The organism is Vibrio penaeicida (genome assembly GCF_019977755.1).
GTDB lineage: Bacteria > Pseudomonadota > Gammaproteobacteria > Enterobacterales > Vibrionaceae > Vibrio > Vibrio penaeicida.
Genome location: NZ_AP025144.1, coordinates 2,148,677 through 2,164,114, shown reverse-complemented (window position 1 = coordinate 2,164,114; position 15,438 = coordinate 2,148,677). Strand labels below are relative to the sequence as shown.

Genomic DNA, 15,438 nt, shown 5'->3' with positions numbered 1-15,438 from the left:
AAGTGCGATGACATTACGAATAGCAACTGCTTTAGCGGCTTTAATTGCACTGCCTGCAGCAGCAGAATTTAGTGGTCAGGTGAATTTGGAACACAGGCAGTTTTTTCAGTCCGGTTTGGATGGACAAGGGAAAGAGCAATCTTCTTTGGTGCTAAAGCCTCAATGGTATTGGACGACTGAGTCTGGCAATGGTGAATGGAGCTTTATGCCATTTGCTCGGTTAGACAGCTTAGATAAAGAAAGAACACACGCAGACATTCGAGAGCTTCAATATTTGCATGTGTTTGACAGCTACGAAGTACGAGCAGGTATTGGCAAAGTGTTCTGGGGAGTAACAGAATCGGCGCACTTAGTGGATGTGGTAAACCAATCAGATTCGGTTGAATCACTAGATGGGGCGCAAAAGCTGGGTCAGCCCATGGTGCAGGTAACAATGGATCGTGAATGGGGCATTGTTGATGCATTGGTTCTGCCGTATTTCCGTGAACGAACGTTTGCAGGGGAGGATGGAAGGCTGAGACTCCCCGTTTCTGATGATGCGTTGTATGAGTCGTCGCGAGAAGAACAACACGTTGATTTTGCTTTTCGATACAGCCAGATGCTCGGGGATTGGGATGTCGGGCTTTCTTACTTTAATGGCACAAACCGTGATCCCTACTTTCGAATGGACAATGGTGAAGTAAAACCGTATTACGCCCAGATGTCTCAAGTTGGTTTCGACCTTCAAGGGATTGTAGGCGACTGGTTATGGAAACTCGAAACGATTTACCGTGACAGTTTTGATAACCACACAGGGGTTGTCGCTGGGTTTGAATATACCCTCGTGGGCTTTGCTGAATCAGATTGGGACGTAGGAATGATTGCCGAGTATCTTTACGATTCCCGAGGAAACAATGCACAAAATATAGGGCAAAATGATGTGTTTTTTGGTGCTCGTCTTGTCGCTAATGACGCAGAAGGAACAGAGTTTCTTGTTGGAGTAACGCAAGACTTAGATAACAGCGATGATTTTAACGGAAGAGTGGAAGCCTCTAGCCGAATCAATAATCAATGGAAGTGGCGAGTAGATGCTTGGTTACTGCAAAATGATACACCGACAGATTTGCTTTATTTTGGTCGGCAAGATGACTTTGTAGAGCTGTCATTGGAGTATTATTTTTAGAGCTAAAACACAGTAATTCAGAAAAGTCGCTTCCATGCTGTAACTACGTAAATCGACCTAAAAAACAAAGCCGGGCAATGCCCGGCTTTAAAGTGTTTTGCGAGTAAGACTGTAGCTTGCGCCACATAAGTAATCCTAGTTTAAACCCTCAGTATTTCAAACAAAAACAAGCAAATTTTCGTTCATTCCTGAGCCCCTAAATAAAGACTTAATTTTTATTCATTATTTTGTGATCATATTAAAGTTTATTTGTTTCCGATGTCGTGCTTTCTCATATTTGATCGCCTTGATTTTTGGGATGAGGTGATATGGATTTCACAAACCCAAATAAAGTAGATCAAACCTGTGAAAGCAGCGCTTTTTGCTAACAATGGGTATCAAACGCAATTTTTTGATGTTTTTTCACCCGTAAAGCGCATGAAAGTGGAATTGGGTTTGGATTTACCCATCGCTTTGATTACTATGTAAAGCTATTTAAAAATACCCAAGAATCCCATCAGGGAAACCTTATAGACACTACCACTTATGTTCTTTACATAGGTAGATGAGGAAACGATGCAACATCTAGAAGAGATCATTGCTAATGCGAACGCAGCGATTGAAGCGGCGGATTCGTTAGTTGCACTTGATGAAGTGCGTGTTCAGTATCTAGGAAAAAAAGGTGAGCTTACCGCTCAGCTTCAAAGCCTAGGTAAACTACCACCAGAAGAGCGCCGTACTGCTGGTCAAGAAATCAACAAAGCGAAAGGCGTAGTTCAACAAGCTATCGCAGCGCGTAAAGATGCACTACAACGTGCAGAACTTGAAGCAAAGCTGGCTGCTGAAACTATTGATGTAACGCTACCAGGTCGCCGTATCGAGAACGGTGGTTTGCACCCAGTTACGCGTACAGTTGAGCGTATTGAGCAGTTTTTTGGTGAGCTAGGCTTTAACACTGAGTCTGGTCCTGAGATTGAAGATGCATTCCATAACTTTGATGCACTAAACATCGCAGAAGATCACCCTGCGCGTACTGACCACGATACGTTCTTCTTTAACCCAGATCTTATGCTACGTACTCACACGTCTGGCGTTCAGATCCGTACGATGGAAAATGGTAAACCACCATTCCGTTTCATCGCACCGGGCCGTGTTTACCGTAACGATTACGATCAAACGCATACGCCAATGTTCCACCAAGTGGAAGGCATGCTAGTCGACGAGAACGTAAACTTCGCACAGCTAAAAGGCATCCTGCATGATTTCCTATGTAACTTCTTTGAAGAAGAAGTAGAAGTTCGCTTCCGTCCTTCTTACTTCCCATTCACAGAGCCTTCAGCAGAAGTTGACGTGAAAGGTAAGAATGGCAAATGGCTTGAAGTTCTAGGTTGTGGCATGGTTCACCCGAACGTATTGCGTGCCGTAGGCATCGACCCTGAGAAGTACTCTGGCTTTGCATTTGGTATGGGCGTTGAGCGTCTAACAATGCTTCGTTACGGCGTAAACGATCTTCGTGCGTTCTTCGAGAACGACCTTCGTTTCCTAAAACAGTTCAAGTAATCCAGGGGATACATCACTATGAAATTTAGCGAATCATGGCTTCGTGAGTGGGTAAACCCTGCGGTATCGACTGACGAACTTACACACCAAATTACGATGGCGGGTCTAGAAGTAGACGACGTACTGCCTGTTGCTGGTTCTTTCACTGGCGTTAAAGTAGGTAAAGTGGTTGAGTGTGGTCAACACCCAGATGCAGACAAGCTACGTGTAACAAAAGTAGATGTTGGCGCTGAAGAACTACTAGACATCGTTTGTGGCGCATCTAACTGCCGCTTGGGTATCAAAGTTGCTGTAGCAACAGTTGGTGCTGTACTACCAGGCGATTTCAAAATCAAAAAAGCAAAACTGCGTGGTCAACCATCTCACGGCATGCTTTGTTCATTCTCTGAGCTAGGCATCGATGTAGAATCTGATGGCATTCTAGAGTTATCTGAAGACGCTGTTATTGGTACTGATTTCCGCGAATTCCTAGGTCTTGATGACGTAACAGTAGACGTAGACCTAACGGCTAACCGTGCTGACTGTTTCAGCATTCGTGGTATGGCACGTGAAGTTGGCGTTTTGAACCGTGCAGACGTTACAGAGCCAGCAGTAAATGCCGTTGCACCTTCTATCGATGACACGATTTCTATCGACGTAAAAGCGACAGACGCATGTCCTCGTTACCTTGGTCGTGTAGTTAAGAACGTTAACGTTCAAGCTGAAACACCACTTTGGATGCAAGAGAAACTTCGCCGTTGTGGTATTCGTTCTATCGATCCAGTGGTAGACATCACCAACTTTATTCTTCTAGAGCAAGGCCAACCAATGCATGCATTCGATCTCGCGAAGATCGAAGGTGGTATCGTGGTTCGTCTAGCAGAGCAAGGCGAGAAGCTGATTCTTCTAGATGGTAATGAAGCTGAGCTAAACTCCGACACTTTGGTTGTCGCAGACCACAACAAAGCGCTAGCAATCGCGGGTATCTTTGGTGGTGAAGAGTCTGGTGTAACGACTGAGACTAAAGATGTTTTACTTGAGTGTGCGTTCTTCGCACCGGATCACATCCGCGGTCGCGCTCGCAGCTATGGCTTGCACACTGATTCTTCAATGCGTTTTGAGCGTGGTGTGGACTTCGCACTACAAGCAAACGCAATGGAACGCGCGACAGAACTTCTCGTTGAGATCTGTGGTGGCGAAGTAGCGCCAGTAGTGGGTGCTGAGTCAGAAGCCGACCTACCGAAAGCAAATACAGTTGCCCTGCGTCGCACTAAACTAGATAGCTTACTAGGTCACCATATTGCAGATAGCGATGTGGCTGAAATCCTAGAGCGTCTTGGTCTATCGGTAGAAAGCACGAACGAAGGTTGGACAGCAACAGCCCCAACTTGGCGTTTCGATATAGCTATCGAGCAAGACTTAATTGAAGAAGTGGGTCGGATCTACGGTTACGATAATATTCCTAACCAACGTCCAGCTGCTGCACTTCAGATGCACAACCACGTTGAAGCGAATATCCCGCTAAAACGCGTTCGTAACCTACTTGTTGACCGCGGTTACCAAGAAGCGATTACGTACAGCTTCGTTGAACCAGAGCAGCAAAAGCTCGTTGTTCCAGGTGTTGAACCGTTAATCCTGCCATTCCCAATTTCTGCGGACATGTCAGCGATGCGTTTAGGTCTTATCCAAGGTCTATTAAACACAGTCGTTCATAACCAGAAACGTCAACAGCCACGTGTTCGTCTATTCGAATACGGTTTACGTTTCATTCCGTGTGAATCAGCTGAAAACGGTATGCGTCAAGAGCCGATGCTTGCAGGTGTTATCGCAGGTACTCGCGGTGAAGAGCACTGGGATATCGAGACAAACACAGTGGACTTCTTCGACCTTAAAGGCGATCTAGAAGCTGTTCTTGAGCTAACAGCTAATGAAGTCGCTTACTCTTTCGCAGCGCTTTCTGCTGAAGATAAAGCAGCGAACCCAGCGCTTCACCCTGGTCAATCTGCGGCACTCATTGTCGGTGGGAAGCAGGTAGGTGTAATCGGTACGGTTCACCCAGAACTAGAGCGTAAGTTTGGTCTAAACGGTCGTACTATCGTATTCGAAGTTGAATGGTCAGCGATCAACACGAAAGTGATTCCTGAAGCAGTACAGCTTTCTAAGTTCCCATCAAACCGTCGTGACATTGCCGTTGTTGTTGATGAAGCTGTCGCTTCTGGTGACATCGTTGCTGCATGTTTAGCACAAGGTGGTGAGTTCTTGAAAGGTGCCAAGCTATTTGACGTTTACGTAGGTAAAGGCGTTGAAGAAGGCAAGAAGAGCCTAGCTATCGCGCTAACACTACAATCAGTAGAGCGCACGCTAGAAGATGCAGACATCGCAGGTGCGGTTGATGCGATCGTCGCTCACGTCTCTGAGAGGTTTGGCGCTTCACTACGTGACTAGTTGATTCTTACCAAATAGACAAAAAGCAGGCGAATTAGCCTGCTTTTTTTGTACCTGTCATCCCGCTTTTATTCCGAGAGTTGTAAATCGTCTGGCAATTTGATCTTTCTTAACGCATCGTTAATCCAAAATATATCATCATGTTCATATAACTTAGGTTTTGGAGAAAGCATGAAACGTTGGCTACTAATTCTTATCATCGCTCTACCTTTTTTGGGGGATGCCTCGGCATCGTCTCTCACCGCTAAAGACATCATAATCAAGTCAGATAAGCAAATGCGTGGAGACTCTAGTTACACCGTTTCTACAATGAACATTGTCCGTCCTGATTGGACTCGTTCTATGAGCATGAAATCTTGGAGCAAAGGACAAGATCTTTCTTTGGTTTTGGTCACGGCGCCTGCAAAGGATAAAGGTTCTACTTCATTAAAAAGATATCGAGAAATGTGGAACTGGATACCCGGAATCGAGAGGGTGATTAAAATTGCGCCTTCCATGTTAGGGCAATCTTGGATGGGGTCTGACTTCACCAATGATGATCTCATTAATCAGTCTTCCATTGTTGTCGACTATACCCATGAACTGGTGGGAGAAGATACGTTTGACTCGGTATCAACATGGAAGATTGAAGCAACCGCCAAACCAGATGCACCTGTTGTCTGGAGCAAAGTAACATTGTGGATTTCACAAGACACCTATCTCCAAAGAAAGGTGGAGTTTTATGACGAATTTGATGAGTTAGTGAACACGCTTAGTACCTACGAAGTGAAAGAACTCGGCGATCGAAATATCGCGACCCGAATGGAAATGATTCCGGCAGATAAGCCGGGTCAGAAAACAGAAATGATCACGCATGAAGCCCAGTTTGATTTTGAGATAGGTGACAATTTTTTCTCACAATCACAAATGAAAACATTACGTGACTAGGGTCAACAGACCCTAAACTCAGAATCGGCAGCCTTTACTCCGTTAAGGACATATCATGCTATTTACGTTAGCTTGGCGTAACTTATGGCGGCAAAAGCGCAGAACGCTACTCACTGCTTCTGCATTAGCGTTAGCGTTGTTTCTTTCGCTCGTTATGCGCTCGTTGCAAGAAGGGACCTACAGCAACAGTATCGAAAACAGCGCACGTTTTTCTACAGGGTTAATTCAGTTGCAGCACCCAAATTTTGGTGAGAGCAACAGTATTGATGATTTGATTCCGGCTTCCCCTGAGTTTATTTCCCCTGTAACAAAAGACCTTGCATTTACTCACGTACTCCCTCGTATTGAATCATTTGCGTTGGCAGCAGCGAAAGAAAAATCCAAAGGTATCATGGTTATTGGCATCGCCCCAGACCTTGAAGACAGCTACGCAAAGCTTAGTGAAAAGGTAATTCAAGGCCACTATCTGAATCCAGAAGATCAGGAAGTGCTAGTGGGTGAATCACTAGCACGTCATATGAATTTGTCTGTCGGTGATGAGTTGGTGCTCTACGGGCAAGGGTACAGAGGACAAACCGCGGCAGGGCTGTTTAAGGTGGCAGGGCTAATTTCGTTTCCTATTCCCCAATTGGAAAACCAGCTGGTTTACATTCCGCTTGAGCAAGCAAAGCTAATGTTCAGCACAGATAACCAAATCACCAATTGGGTTATACATGTTGAAGATCTTAATGACTTAGACCGAAAGGTAAAAGAATTAAAAGACGCTTTTGGTTCAGATGTGCGAGTGAGGGATTGGCGAGATCTTTCTCCTGAAACCGCCCAGAACATTCAAATGGATAAAGCAGGGGGCATTTTTATGATGCTAGTGCTTTATGGTGTTGTTGGCTTTGGGCTATTTGCCACCATTCTTATGATGACGTTAGAACGACAACGTGAGTTTGGGGTAATGCTCGCGACAGGGTTACTCAGAAGCCGCTTACTCGCATTGATTGGCATAGAGTCTATTTTCATTGGTGCGCTTGGCGCTTTTATTGGAATGTTATTAGCAACACCAATCTTAATTTACTTTTACTTCAATCCTATCCAGCTAACCGGTGACACTGCAACGCTTATGCTGGAAGCGGGTATGGAGCCCATTCTTCCCTTTGCATTATCTGTAAGCCTATATGTGAATCAGGTTTCCATCATTATTGGTCTGTTAGTTTTATGCCTGCTTTACCCAATGTTTAGGGTGTATCGGATGGATTTAGTTAATGCACTAAAAGGGGGCGCACATGCTGATTAAACTGGCTTGGCGCAACTTGTGGAGAAATAAAATTCGCACAGGGATCATGCTAGGCGCCATGGTATTTGGGTTACTTGGGGTGGTTTCCATCATGGGCTTTATGAATGGCTTAATGGATAGCATGCTGAGTAACGCCATCTCGTGGCAAACTAGCCACGTGCAAATTCATCACAAATCCTATTCTGACAACCCAGATCTCAATGCGCTTATTCCAGATTCGGAGGCGATGTTAAAGGCAATCGAAAGTCGTTCCGAAGTGGTGCAAATGTCAGCTCGGTTCCTTGTCCACGGGATGGTTGCGTCTGCGAGAAGCAATAGGGGCATAAAAATCAATGGGGTGGATTTGGACTCAGAGCGGAAGATAACGCCACTGTCATCTCACATCGTTAAAGGGGACTGGTTAAGTAAGGAAGGTCGGAACCCCGTTCTCGTTTCTGAAAAAACAGCACAAAGGCTTAACTTGAGGGTCGGATCAAAAGTGGTGCTCACTTTTTCAGACACCAATAATGAGGTTGCTGGTGCAGCGTTTCGAGTAAGAGGTGTGTTCAAAACGCCTTCAAGCAGTTTTGACGACAGCAATATCTATGTAAGGAAGTCCGATTTAACGAAGTTAGCCGGCATTGAAGGTTCACATGAAGTGGCCATCCTACTAAAAGATCCATCGGTCGAGTCAATAGAAGCATTTTTAGAATCAATAAACACCATATTACCTAATGAGATTGAAGCACGAGGTTGGCGTCAAATTCAGCCGATGCTTGCGTCGGCGCAAAGTTCGATGGCGACGAGTAACGGCTTAATTTTGGGTGTGTTTGTTATCGCGATGGGCTTCGGGATTGTCAATATTCTCCTAATGTCTGTTTTTGAGCGTACACGAGAGTTTGGTGTGCTCATGGCAGTAGGGATGCAAAAACATCGAATATTCACGCTCATTCTATGCGAAGCAACGTTCTTAGGCGCGTTAGGGGCATGTTTGGGTGTGCTAGCCAGCGTAACCTTGATTCTCATTTTGAATCATACAGGGCTTGATCTCCGCATCATGTCAGATGCGTTAGGTGCTTATGGTGTGGACACTGTGTTGTATCCACGCATCCAGCTATCAGAGTATCAACTTATTGCGTTTACGGTCGTTCTTGCCAGTGTCATTGCTGCACTGTATCCGGCAAGGCAAATTCTCAAGCAACAACCAGTGCAAGCTATGTCGGAGAAGCATTAATTATGACTATTCAAATAGATGGGCTACGCAAAACCTATAACCAAGACAGTGACTTTCCCGTGCATGCGGTTAAAGCGCTAAATTTGACGATTGAACAAGGAGAATTCGTTGCGGTTATGGGGCCCTCCGGCTCTGGAAAAACCACGCTCTTGAACATGCTCGGTGGAATCGATGCACCTTCCGCAGGAAAGGTCAGCATTGATGGTTGCGATATTTGTGATTTACCAGAAAAAGAGCTGATAGCGTTTCGTCGGGATCATATTGGGTTTATCTTCCAAGACTACAGTTTACTTCCAGTATTGACCGCTCTAGAAAATGTTGAATTTGTCATGCAGTTGCAAGGTCGAACGACTCAGGAGTGCAAAAGCAGAGCATCAGCACTACTCGAAAACGTTGGGTTGAAAGATCAAATGCACAAAGTACCTGCCAAACTATCCGGTGGGCAGCAGCAACGGGTTGCGGTGGCGAGAGCGCTTGCTCCCGGCCCTCGTTTTGTAATGGCAGATGAACCAACGGCAAATTTGGATGCAAAAAGCACGGCAGAGCTGTTAGATATTATGGAGCGTTTGAACAATGAAGAGGGGACAACATTCATATTCTCCACTCACGACCCAAGGGTCATCAAACGCGCTAAGCGCGTGATTGTTTTTGAAGATGGCCAATTGACAGAAGACAAGCAACAAAATGAACGAGTTGACGTGGAACTGGTATGAAATCGATAAGTTATCTGTTTTCAGCGAGCTATCTGGTTGCAACTTGTGCTTCGTTTTCTAGCTTTGCCCAGATTCCAGGGTTAGTACCCGAAAAAAATTGGGAACTGGGTGGCTATATTAAGTATATGGCGACTTTTAATGCAGCCGATTCTTCAAGTACTCACTTAACGGATCATCTCTTACACCAACGGTTTAACTTTGAATATCGCTTTAGCTCGACCCTCCGAGCCAACGTTAGTATGAGAAACCGCTTTATTTGGGGAGATTCCGTCACTAACAACCCCAATTACGGAAGCGTAGTCGGTCAGGATGATGGATTCTTTGATTTAACGAGCAACTGGCATGACAACGGCAGGCAAATTGGAACCACACAATTTGACCGAGCCTATCTAGACTATTCCGGAAGTGAATGGCGAGCCAGAGCCGGGCGGTTTCGCATTAACTGGGCGATGACGACAATATGGAACCCAAATGATATTTACAACACCTATTCTATCTATGATTTTGATTATGAGGAGAAAGGTGGAGCAGACGCATTACAACTCAGCCGAAGTTTAGGTTACGCGAGCAGTTTTGACGTGGTGTATTCACCCAGCGAAGACGATGACCAAAGCAGTTACTCGGCTCGGTATCTAGGAAATGACTCGGGTTGGGATTACCAATTAATGGTAGGCAAAGCCAAACTGGATTCGGTAATAGGGGCGGGTTTTGCAGGCGATATTAAAGGCGCTGGCGTAAGAGGCGAGGTAAGCTATTTTTCACCCACTAAAGAAAAATGGAAAGAGATAGAACTCACCGCCACTATCATAGCCAGTGTCGAAGTGGATTATAGCTTTGGTGGGCGAAGAAACTGGCTGGGAAGAGTCGCTACGCTTTATATCTCTGAACCACAAGAGCCAAATAGCGCCCCTAATTATCTTAACAAGCCGACTTCACCGAGAACCATGAGTTTCGATGAGCATACCGCTTATGTTGACTTAGGGTTCGATGTATCCCCGCTCATGCGATTAACATTCAGTTCTACATTATATGGTGATGGTTCCCTCTTTCTAGGCGCGAACACAAGTTACTCGATCTCAGATGAGGCACAACTGATCGGGGTAATTCAGCGCTTTGATGGAAGAGAAAATAGCGTATTCGGTAAAACATCCGGCACTGCTATTTATGCTCAAATTAAGTGGAGTTTCTGAGTTGGGGCATGTCGGTTAAAGCCAGAAAGCGAACAGTGGTATTTGGTGTGTAAATTGATCCAATAAAAGTCATAACAAGCTCCGATTGTTGTTTGTTGCTATGCACTTGAACCATCTGATTTTGGTTTCATAAATGATGTGTCACTAATCGCAAAAGTTCGCAAATATTGTCTCAACTTTATGAATTACCTAATAAAACATGTAAAAAGTACACAAAATTTACATTAGTCTAATTCACTTTTATTTCAATGTTTAGTGGGTTTGTGTGTTGTGTTTTATGGGTTTGTTGGTTTATTTATCCTTAAAACATTACTTCTGTTGAGTAAATTATCAGCTACTTACAGTTTGTGCTTAATATGGCATTAGAAAAAAATTGGCGAAAATCATAAGCTTGGCATACACTTTTGTTTGTGGGGTCTTCAACTACCTTAAAGGTCCCACAAAGTGCTTTGGCGCTACAGTTTTTGTAGCTATTGTTTAACACAGCTTTGAGGGAAGTTTTATGGCGCTCACAAAGGCCGATTTGGCTGAGAACCTGTTTGAAAAGCTCGGATACAGTAAACGGGATGCCAAGGAAACGGTTGAAGTGTTTTTCGAGGAAGTTCGAAAAGCCCTAGAAAGTGGCGAACAGGTAAAACTGTCAGGCTTCGGGAATTTCGATCTTCGCGATAAAAATCAGAGACCGGGTCGTAACCCTAAAACGGGCGAAGACATTCCAATTACTGCTCGACGTGTTGTTACGTTCCGTCCAGGTCAAAAATTAAAAGCCCGGGTCGAAAACATCAAGGTTGAAAAGTAGCCTAAGCAAATTGGCCGCATTCGCTTGCGGTCATTTTGGTTTATGGTGGTTTTAGACGTATTCGTTTTGCTGCGTGGGAAACTCAACTGCTTGAAGCTGCTTGACTTAAGGTATAAATCTTAAGTCTGGCAGCTTCTTGGTTTCTAGCATCTTTTGGGTTTCTAGTAGCTTATTGGCTTCCTAGTAGCTTCTTAGTTTCTAGCTTAACGGTTCGTACTTTTTCGCAGCTAGTTCTTCAACACTCCAATCAACAGACCTTAAGCAGCCTGAGGCGCAATATAAGGTTGCCAAGCGTTTTGATACAAGGTTTTGGCTTTCGACCTTAACTGTTTTATGTTTTGAATTTCAATATCATTCATTTCCCTAGATTCAATCGCAGCCGTACGTTCAATAAACTGAATCTTCTGATAAATTTTATGCTCTGCACCACTCTTTACTTCTGCAATATCACTTAAATGCAACTGTACCTCCGCTATGAGCTTAGTACCGGGTAATTCCAACAAGACATTAAGATCTCTGTAACCGGAAGGTGTAGGGGATTTGAAGCGATTCTTCACTTTCAGTATTTTTGCGTTCTTATGAAGCATTTCGTAGGCAGCAACCAAACTGGGGATGTCTTTAGCAACTAAGGTTGCTCGCGCTAAATCGGTAATCCTAGATACGTTTCCGTCTAACTCTTTTTCAATTTTGTCCTTTGCTCTGGATTCACTCTTAACACCTGCGAAGTAAGGGGTTGTTCCGCTCAACATGCCAGCCGTTTTACAAAGGTTCTCCAATTCAAATTGCGCTTGGTGAGCTTTGGAATACAACACATCAAAGTCTGAATAAGGTTGAATGGGTTTAGCGTTTGTCGAAGGAATGCTATACAGACCGCTCAAGCTACGTCGAAATACATTGGCATTTGGCTGGTTTTGAGAAGTGCCAGAAGAGCGTGCAGAGTCGGAGTTATACGTTGGAGAGTTTACGGCAGCAAAAGGTGCTTTACTCAGAAGCAATAGCATCAAAGCCGTAGTTTTCAGAAACAGGTTCATTCATACTCCTAGTTTAAGCGCAGTAAATTGTGTACAAAAAGGGTACTGAACGCGTTAAGAAGTTGAATAGTCTGCATTTGGCAGATATAGATTAGATAGGGATGAAAGGGTTAAGTTCCAACCCCTAGTGGTATATTTAGTCGATTAGTGTGAGGTTGTGCGCATTTTTTGTGCGATCGAGTTTGGCGCAGAATTCCTTCAGCGATTTTGCGTCGGATATCCTTATTTTATGCCCTGAAAAACGATCGAAAAGCTCACTATGGTAGGCATAAGAGTTAGCGGTTTCCCTTTGGTAGTATGACTTTGCCCATAGCTTTTGACGTTCCAGATCGGAAACGTGCAGTTTATCTCTATACCGTTTATCCAATTGATTCAGACAAACAGGCAAAGGCATATCCAGAAATATCACTTGTGTGGTTTTTACCATAAGCTTTGAAAGCGACTGCCCGAATACGCCCTCTGCCACCCAGTTACCCGAAGTGCTTAGATGTTGAAGCTCACTAGAAAGAAACTGCATTTTTTCTGCAATAGAATGCTGTTCGTCGTGCCATGCTAGTTCATCGAGCTCGATGTGTTTTTGCCCGGTGATAGACGACATTTTTATTGCTAAAGCAGACTTTCCCGCGCCTATATTGCCAAATATAAGTGTGCGATTAGCCATTTTTAAACCTGACGTTTGTATTTGTAGTTTTATGCGGCACAAATTACGGTGATTAGTGCATTAAATCCATGTCAGAAACTAAGGTTTAACGCAAAACTTTATGAAAGTGTGATGTTCACCCAATTTGAGTGGCTAGCCTTGGTAGGGAGTGAAACAAATAATTAGCACTTTAGTTCCAATTAACTTGTCTACCCAATTTAACTCTCGCTGAACCTAGTATCTTGAGGTGACTGAGGTATATCATTTCTTGGTCGGTCAGCATCATCTCTTTCCGTTTAAGAGGCGATCCTATATTCTCTACAAAACGGTATTAGCTTGAGGAATGGTAATGCAAGACCAAGAAATTTGGCATCAGAAATGGGCATCTAACCAAATAGGGTTTCACTTAACCGATGTAAACCCCGTTTTAATCGAACATTGGAAATTACTCGAACCTAGCCGTGAAAAGAAGGTATTTGTCCCCTTATGTGGAAAGTCTGAAGATCTTGTGTGGTTAGCCAAATTCCACGAAGACGTTCAAGGTGTAGAGCTTAGTGATATTGCGGTGAGAGCCTTTTTTGCCGAGCAGTTTTATACACCCACCGTCACAACAATTTCTGGTCAGCATGAACTCTATCAATTTGATGAACTAAGTATTTACACGGGCGACTATTTCACAGCTCCAATACAACCTGTTGATTTGGTTTATGATCGCGCTGCGTTGATCGCTTTACCTAAAGAAGTACGACGTGACTATGTAGAAAGACTCAAATCGTTGTTGCTTCCAGGTGGCAAAATTCTTTTGGTTTCATTGGACTATGACCAAAAAGAAATGACGGGACCACCATTCAGCGTACCCGCAACCGAAATACATGAATTGTTCTCTGGGTTTAAAGTCACACGAGTATCGCGTGAAGATGCTGATGAAAGCCATCCTAGAATTCAAAAAGGATTGACTCGATTTGCAGAAGAGGTTTGGGTGATAGAGCCGGAAGCATAAAGTGAGTCGGCTTCGCCCAAGTTAAAATTAAGAAAAAGCCAGCATAATTGTATGAAGTGACCCCATAAAGTTGGACATTTCTGTTAAGCGGCTTTTAAGGCCTGATTTCGATATTCCGTCGGAGTCCGGCCTTTTAGTTTCACCTTGATGCGTTTCGTATTGTAATACTCGATGTATTCGTCAATATGTGCGATTAAGTCATCGGCATCTTCAAAGTGCTGATTATGGTACATTTCTGTTTTCAGTAAGGCAAAGAAGTTCTCTGCTACTGCGTTATCTAAGCAGTTTCCTTTTCGTGACATACTTTGAGTTAATCCCCGTTCAGCGAGAGTTTGCTGATACTTCCTATGCCTATATTGCCAACCTTGATCGCTATGCACTATGGGCTTAGCGTCTTTAGCTAAGGTCGCAACCGCCTCAGTCAGCATGTCAGTAACCAGAGGTAAACACGCATTTTTAGCAACCCTGTAAGCGACAACTTCTTGAGTAAACAGATCAACAATTGGTGATAGATACACCTTTTGTTGTTGAACTTTAAACTCAGTGACATCAGTTACCCATTTTTCATCAGGCTTCGTTGCATTGAAGTCCCGTTCAAGTACATTTGGAGCGGTTGTCCCAGCATCTCCTTTGTAAGAGCTGTACCGCTTAGGTCTGACCGTTGATTTCAAGCCTAGTAACCCCATTAGACGTTGAACTGTCTTATGGTTAAGCATGACGCCCTGTCTCCTTAACTCTAAATGAATACGACGATAGCCATATCTCCCTTTATGGTCATGATATATTTTCTCAATTAACCGTTTTTCATCTTGATAGCTTTCGATGGCGTTGTTCGACTGCGCATGATAATAGAAGCTACTTCTTGCTAACTTAAGAGCATGCAAGAGATGTTGCTGTAGATATCGATTTTTAAGAGCTAGAACTACTTTCGTTTTTTCTTTGTTCGACGATGTTTCTCCTGTTCCAGCTCCTCTAACTTTTTTAGGACAGCATTCTCTGCTCGCAAGTACGCTAACTCCTCTTTGAGCTCTTCCAGTGTTTTCTCGTCATCGCTCTTGTTTTGAATAAAAGGGTGCCTACTCATTACGGGTCGTCCTCTGCTACGTTCAAGCCCCTGAAAGCCATCTCTTTCGTACTGTTTGAGCCAAACAGCGATTGTGCCAGGGGAAGAAAAGTTTAAAACCGCACTAGTGTGACTGATAGACCAACCATTCGTCCACATATGAGTTAAAGCTTGCAGTTTAGTTTGCGCATTTTTTGCAAAACTATGAGGCATAAATGCCTGAGAGCCATGAATATCGAATACTTGTGCCCAGTAACGTATTTGACGCGATGGTATGGAATGAAGGCGAGAAAGCTCCTGAGATGAGCTTTCGCCTTGTAGGTATTGTTTCGCTATTGAGCATTTCAATGCTCGGTTGTATTTGGACATAAAAAGACCCCCAATAATTGGTGTCCAACTATTGGGGGTCAGTTCAGTATGCTGGCTTTTCTGTTGAGCTAACCAAGTTCAGC

The 15,438-nt window shown here is 44.0% G+C and carries 13 protein-coding genes and 1 pseudogene; 10 read left to right on the top strand and 4 right to left on the bottom strand.

Annotation, left to right across the window (positions count from 1 at the left end):
- The first annotated feature begins 7 nt into the window (after nt 1-7).
- From LDO37_RS09645 to ihfA, 9 genes are all read left to right on the top strand, one after another.
- On the top strand, nt 8-1,162 hold the full coding sequence (locus tag LDO37_RS09645) for a hypothetical protein (RefSeq protein WP_126607350.1): 1,155 nt from the start codon (nt 8-10) through the stop codon (nt 1,160-1,162).
- 555 nt (nt 1,163-1,717) lie between these two features.
- On the top strand, nt 1,718-2,701 hold the full coding sequence (gene pheS, locus LDO37_RS09640; protein ID WP_101115349.1) for a phenylalanine--tRNA ligase subunit alpha: 984 nt from the start codon (nt 1,718-1,720) through the stop codon (nt 2,699-2,701).
- A gap of 18 nt (nt 2,702-2,719) precedes the next feature.
- Nucleotides 2,720-5,125: a phenylalanine--tRNA ligase subunit beta gene (gene pheT, locus LDO37_RS09635; RefSeq protein ID WP_126607968.1), complete on the top strand. Its 2,406-nt coding sequence runs from the start codon at nt 2,720-2,722 to the stop codon at nt 5,123-5,125.
- A 171-nt stretch (nt 5,126-5,296) separates the two neighbouring features.
- Nucleotides 5,297-6,052, top strand: coding sequence for an outer membrane lipoprotein-sorting protein (locus LDO37_RS09630; protein ID WP_126607967.1), 756 nt, complete (start codon nt 5,297-5,299; stop codon nt 6,050-6,052).
- 55 nt (nt 6,053-6,107) lie between these two features.
- On the top strand, nt 6,108-7,337 hold the full coding sequence (locus tag LDO37_RS09625) for an ABC transporter permease (protein ID WP_126607966.1): 1,230 nt from the start codon (nt 6,108-6,110) through the stop codon (nt 7,335-7,337).
- Entirely contained in the window at nt 7,327-8,550 is a 1,224-nt protein-coding gene (locus LDO37_RS09620; RefSeq protein WP_126607965.1) for an ABC transporter permease, read from the top strand. The genes LDO37_RS09625 and LDO37_RS09620 overlap by 11 nt, the downstream gene beginning before the upstream one ends.
- A 2-nt stretch (nt 8,551-8,552) precedes the next feature.
- Nucleotides 8,553-9,263, top strand: a complete 711-nt coding sequence (locus tag LDO37_RS09615; RefSeq protein ID WP_126607964.1) for an ABC transporter ATP-binding protein — start codon at nt 8,553-8,555, stop codon at nt 9,261-9,263.
- Nucleotides 9,260-10,453 carry a hypothetical protein gene (locus tag LDO37_RS09610; protein WP_185829816.1) on the top strand — a complete coding sequence of 398 codons (1,194 nt, stop codon included), beginning with the start codon at nt 9,260-9,262 and terminating at the stop codon, nt 10,451-10,453. Before LDO37_RS09615 ends, LDO37_RS09610 begins: the two co-directional genes overlap by 4 nt.
- 502 nt (nt 10,454-10,955) lie before the next feature.
- Nucleotides 10,956-11,252, top strand: a complete 297-nt coding sequence (ihfA, locus tag LDO37_RS09605) for an integration host factor subunit alpha (protein WP_101115356.1) — start codon at nt 10,956-10,958, stop codon at nt 11,250-11,252.
- Nucleotides 11,253-11,509: 257 nt separating this feature from the next.
- On the opposite strand, the gene LDO37_RS09600 is transcribed toward ihfA, so the two are convergent.
- Both LDO37_RS09600 and LDO37_RS09595 read right to left on the bottom strand, forming a co-directional pair.
- Nucleotides 11,510-12,283 carry a RelA/SpoT domain-containing protein gene (locus LDO37_RS09600; RefSeq protein WP_126606461.1) on the bottom strand — a complete coding sequence of 258 codons (774 nt, stop codon included), beginning with the start codon at nt 12,281-12,283 and terminating at the stop codon, nt 11,510-11,512.
- 136 nt (nt 12,284-12,419) lie between these two features.
- Nucleotides 12,420-12,944, bottom strand: coding sequence for a P-loop NTPase family protein (locus tag LDO37_RS09595; protein ID WP_126606460.1), 525 nt, complete (start codon nt 12,942-12,944; stop codon nt 12,420-12,422).
- A 328-nt stretch (nt 12,945-13,272) separates the two neighbouring features.
- On the opposite strand from LDO37_RS09595, the gene LDO37_RS09590 reads away from it, so the two are divergent.
- Nucleotides 13,273-13,923: a thiopurine S-methyltransferase gene (locus tag LDO37_RS09590; RefSeq protein WP_126606459.1), complete on the top strand. Its 651-nt coding sequence runs from the start codon at nt 13,273-13,275 to the stop codon at nt 13,921-13,923.
- Nucleotides 13,924-14,006: 83 nt separating this feature from the next.
- Here the strand turns inward: LDO37_RS09590 and LDO37_RS09585 are convergent.
- Together LDO37_RS09585 and LDO37_RS09580 are read right to left on the bottom strand one after the other, a co-directional pair.
- Nucleotides 14,007-14,846: pseudogene (locus tag LDO37_RS09585) on the bottom strand (IS3 family transposase); the annotation flags it as partial.
- Complete coding sequence (locus LDO37_RS09580; RefSeq protein ID WP_126607613.1) at nt 14,846-15,355, bottom strand: helix-turn-helix domain-containing protein; 510 nt, start codon at nt 15,353-15,355, stop codon at nt 14,846-14,848. The gene LDO37_RS09580 and the pseudogene LDO37_RS09585, both read right to left, overlap by 1 nt.
- Between the last annotated feature and the right edge of the window lie 83 nt (nt 15,356-15,438).

Coding starts and splice junctions, on each gene's coding strand:
- LDO37_RS09615 (WP_126607964.1), top strand. CDS start 8,553: ATGACTATTCAAATAGATGGGCTACGCAAAACCTATAACCAAGACAGT.
- LDO37_RS09580 (WP_126607613.1), bottom strand. CDS start 15,355: ATGTCCAAATACAACCGAGCATTGAAATGCTCAATAGCGAAACAATAC.
- pheT (WP_126607968.1), top strand. CDS start 2,720: ATGAAATTTAGCGAATCATGGCTTCGTGAGTGGGTAAACCCTGCGGTA.
- pheS (WP_101115349.1), top strand. CDS start 1,718: ATGCAACATCTAGAAGAGATCATTGCTAATGCGAACGCAGCGATTGAA.
- LDO37_RS09620 (WP_126607965.1), top strand. CDS start 7,327: ATGCTGATTAAACTGGCTTGGCGCAACTTGTGGAGAAATAAAATTCGC.
- LDO37_RS09630 (WP_126607967.1), top strand. CDS start 5,297: ATGAAACGTTGGCTACTAATTCTTATCATCGCTCTACCTTTTTTGGGG.
- LDO37_RS09600 (WP_126606461.1), bottom strand. CDS start 12,283: ATGAACCTGTTTCTGAAAACTACGGCTTTGATGCTATTGCTTCTGAGT.
- LDO37_RS09610 (WP_185829816.1), top strand. CDS start 9,260: ATGAAATCGATAAGTTATCTGTTTTCAGCGAGCTATCTGGTTGCAACT.
- LDO37_RS09625 (WP_126607966.1), top strand. CDS start 6,108: ATGCTATTTACGTTAGCTTGGCGTAACTTATGGCGGCAAAAGCGCAGA.
- ihfA (WP_101115356.1), top strand. CDS start 10,956: ATGGCGCTCACAAAGGCCGATTTGGCTGAGAACCTGTTTGAAAAGCTC.
- LDO37_RS09645 (WP_126607350.1), top strand. CDS start 8: ATGACATTACGAATAGCAACTGCTTTAGCGGCTTTAATTGCACTGCCT.
- LDO37_RS09595 (WP_126606460.1), bottom strand. CDS start 12,944: ATGGCTAATCGCACACTTATATTTGGCAATATAGGCGCGGGAAAGTCT.
- LDO37_RS09590 (WP_126606459.1), top strand. CDS start 13,273: ATGCAAGACCAAGAAATTTGGCATCAGAAATGGGCATCTAACCAAATA.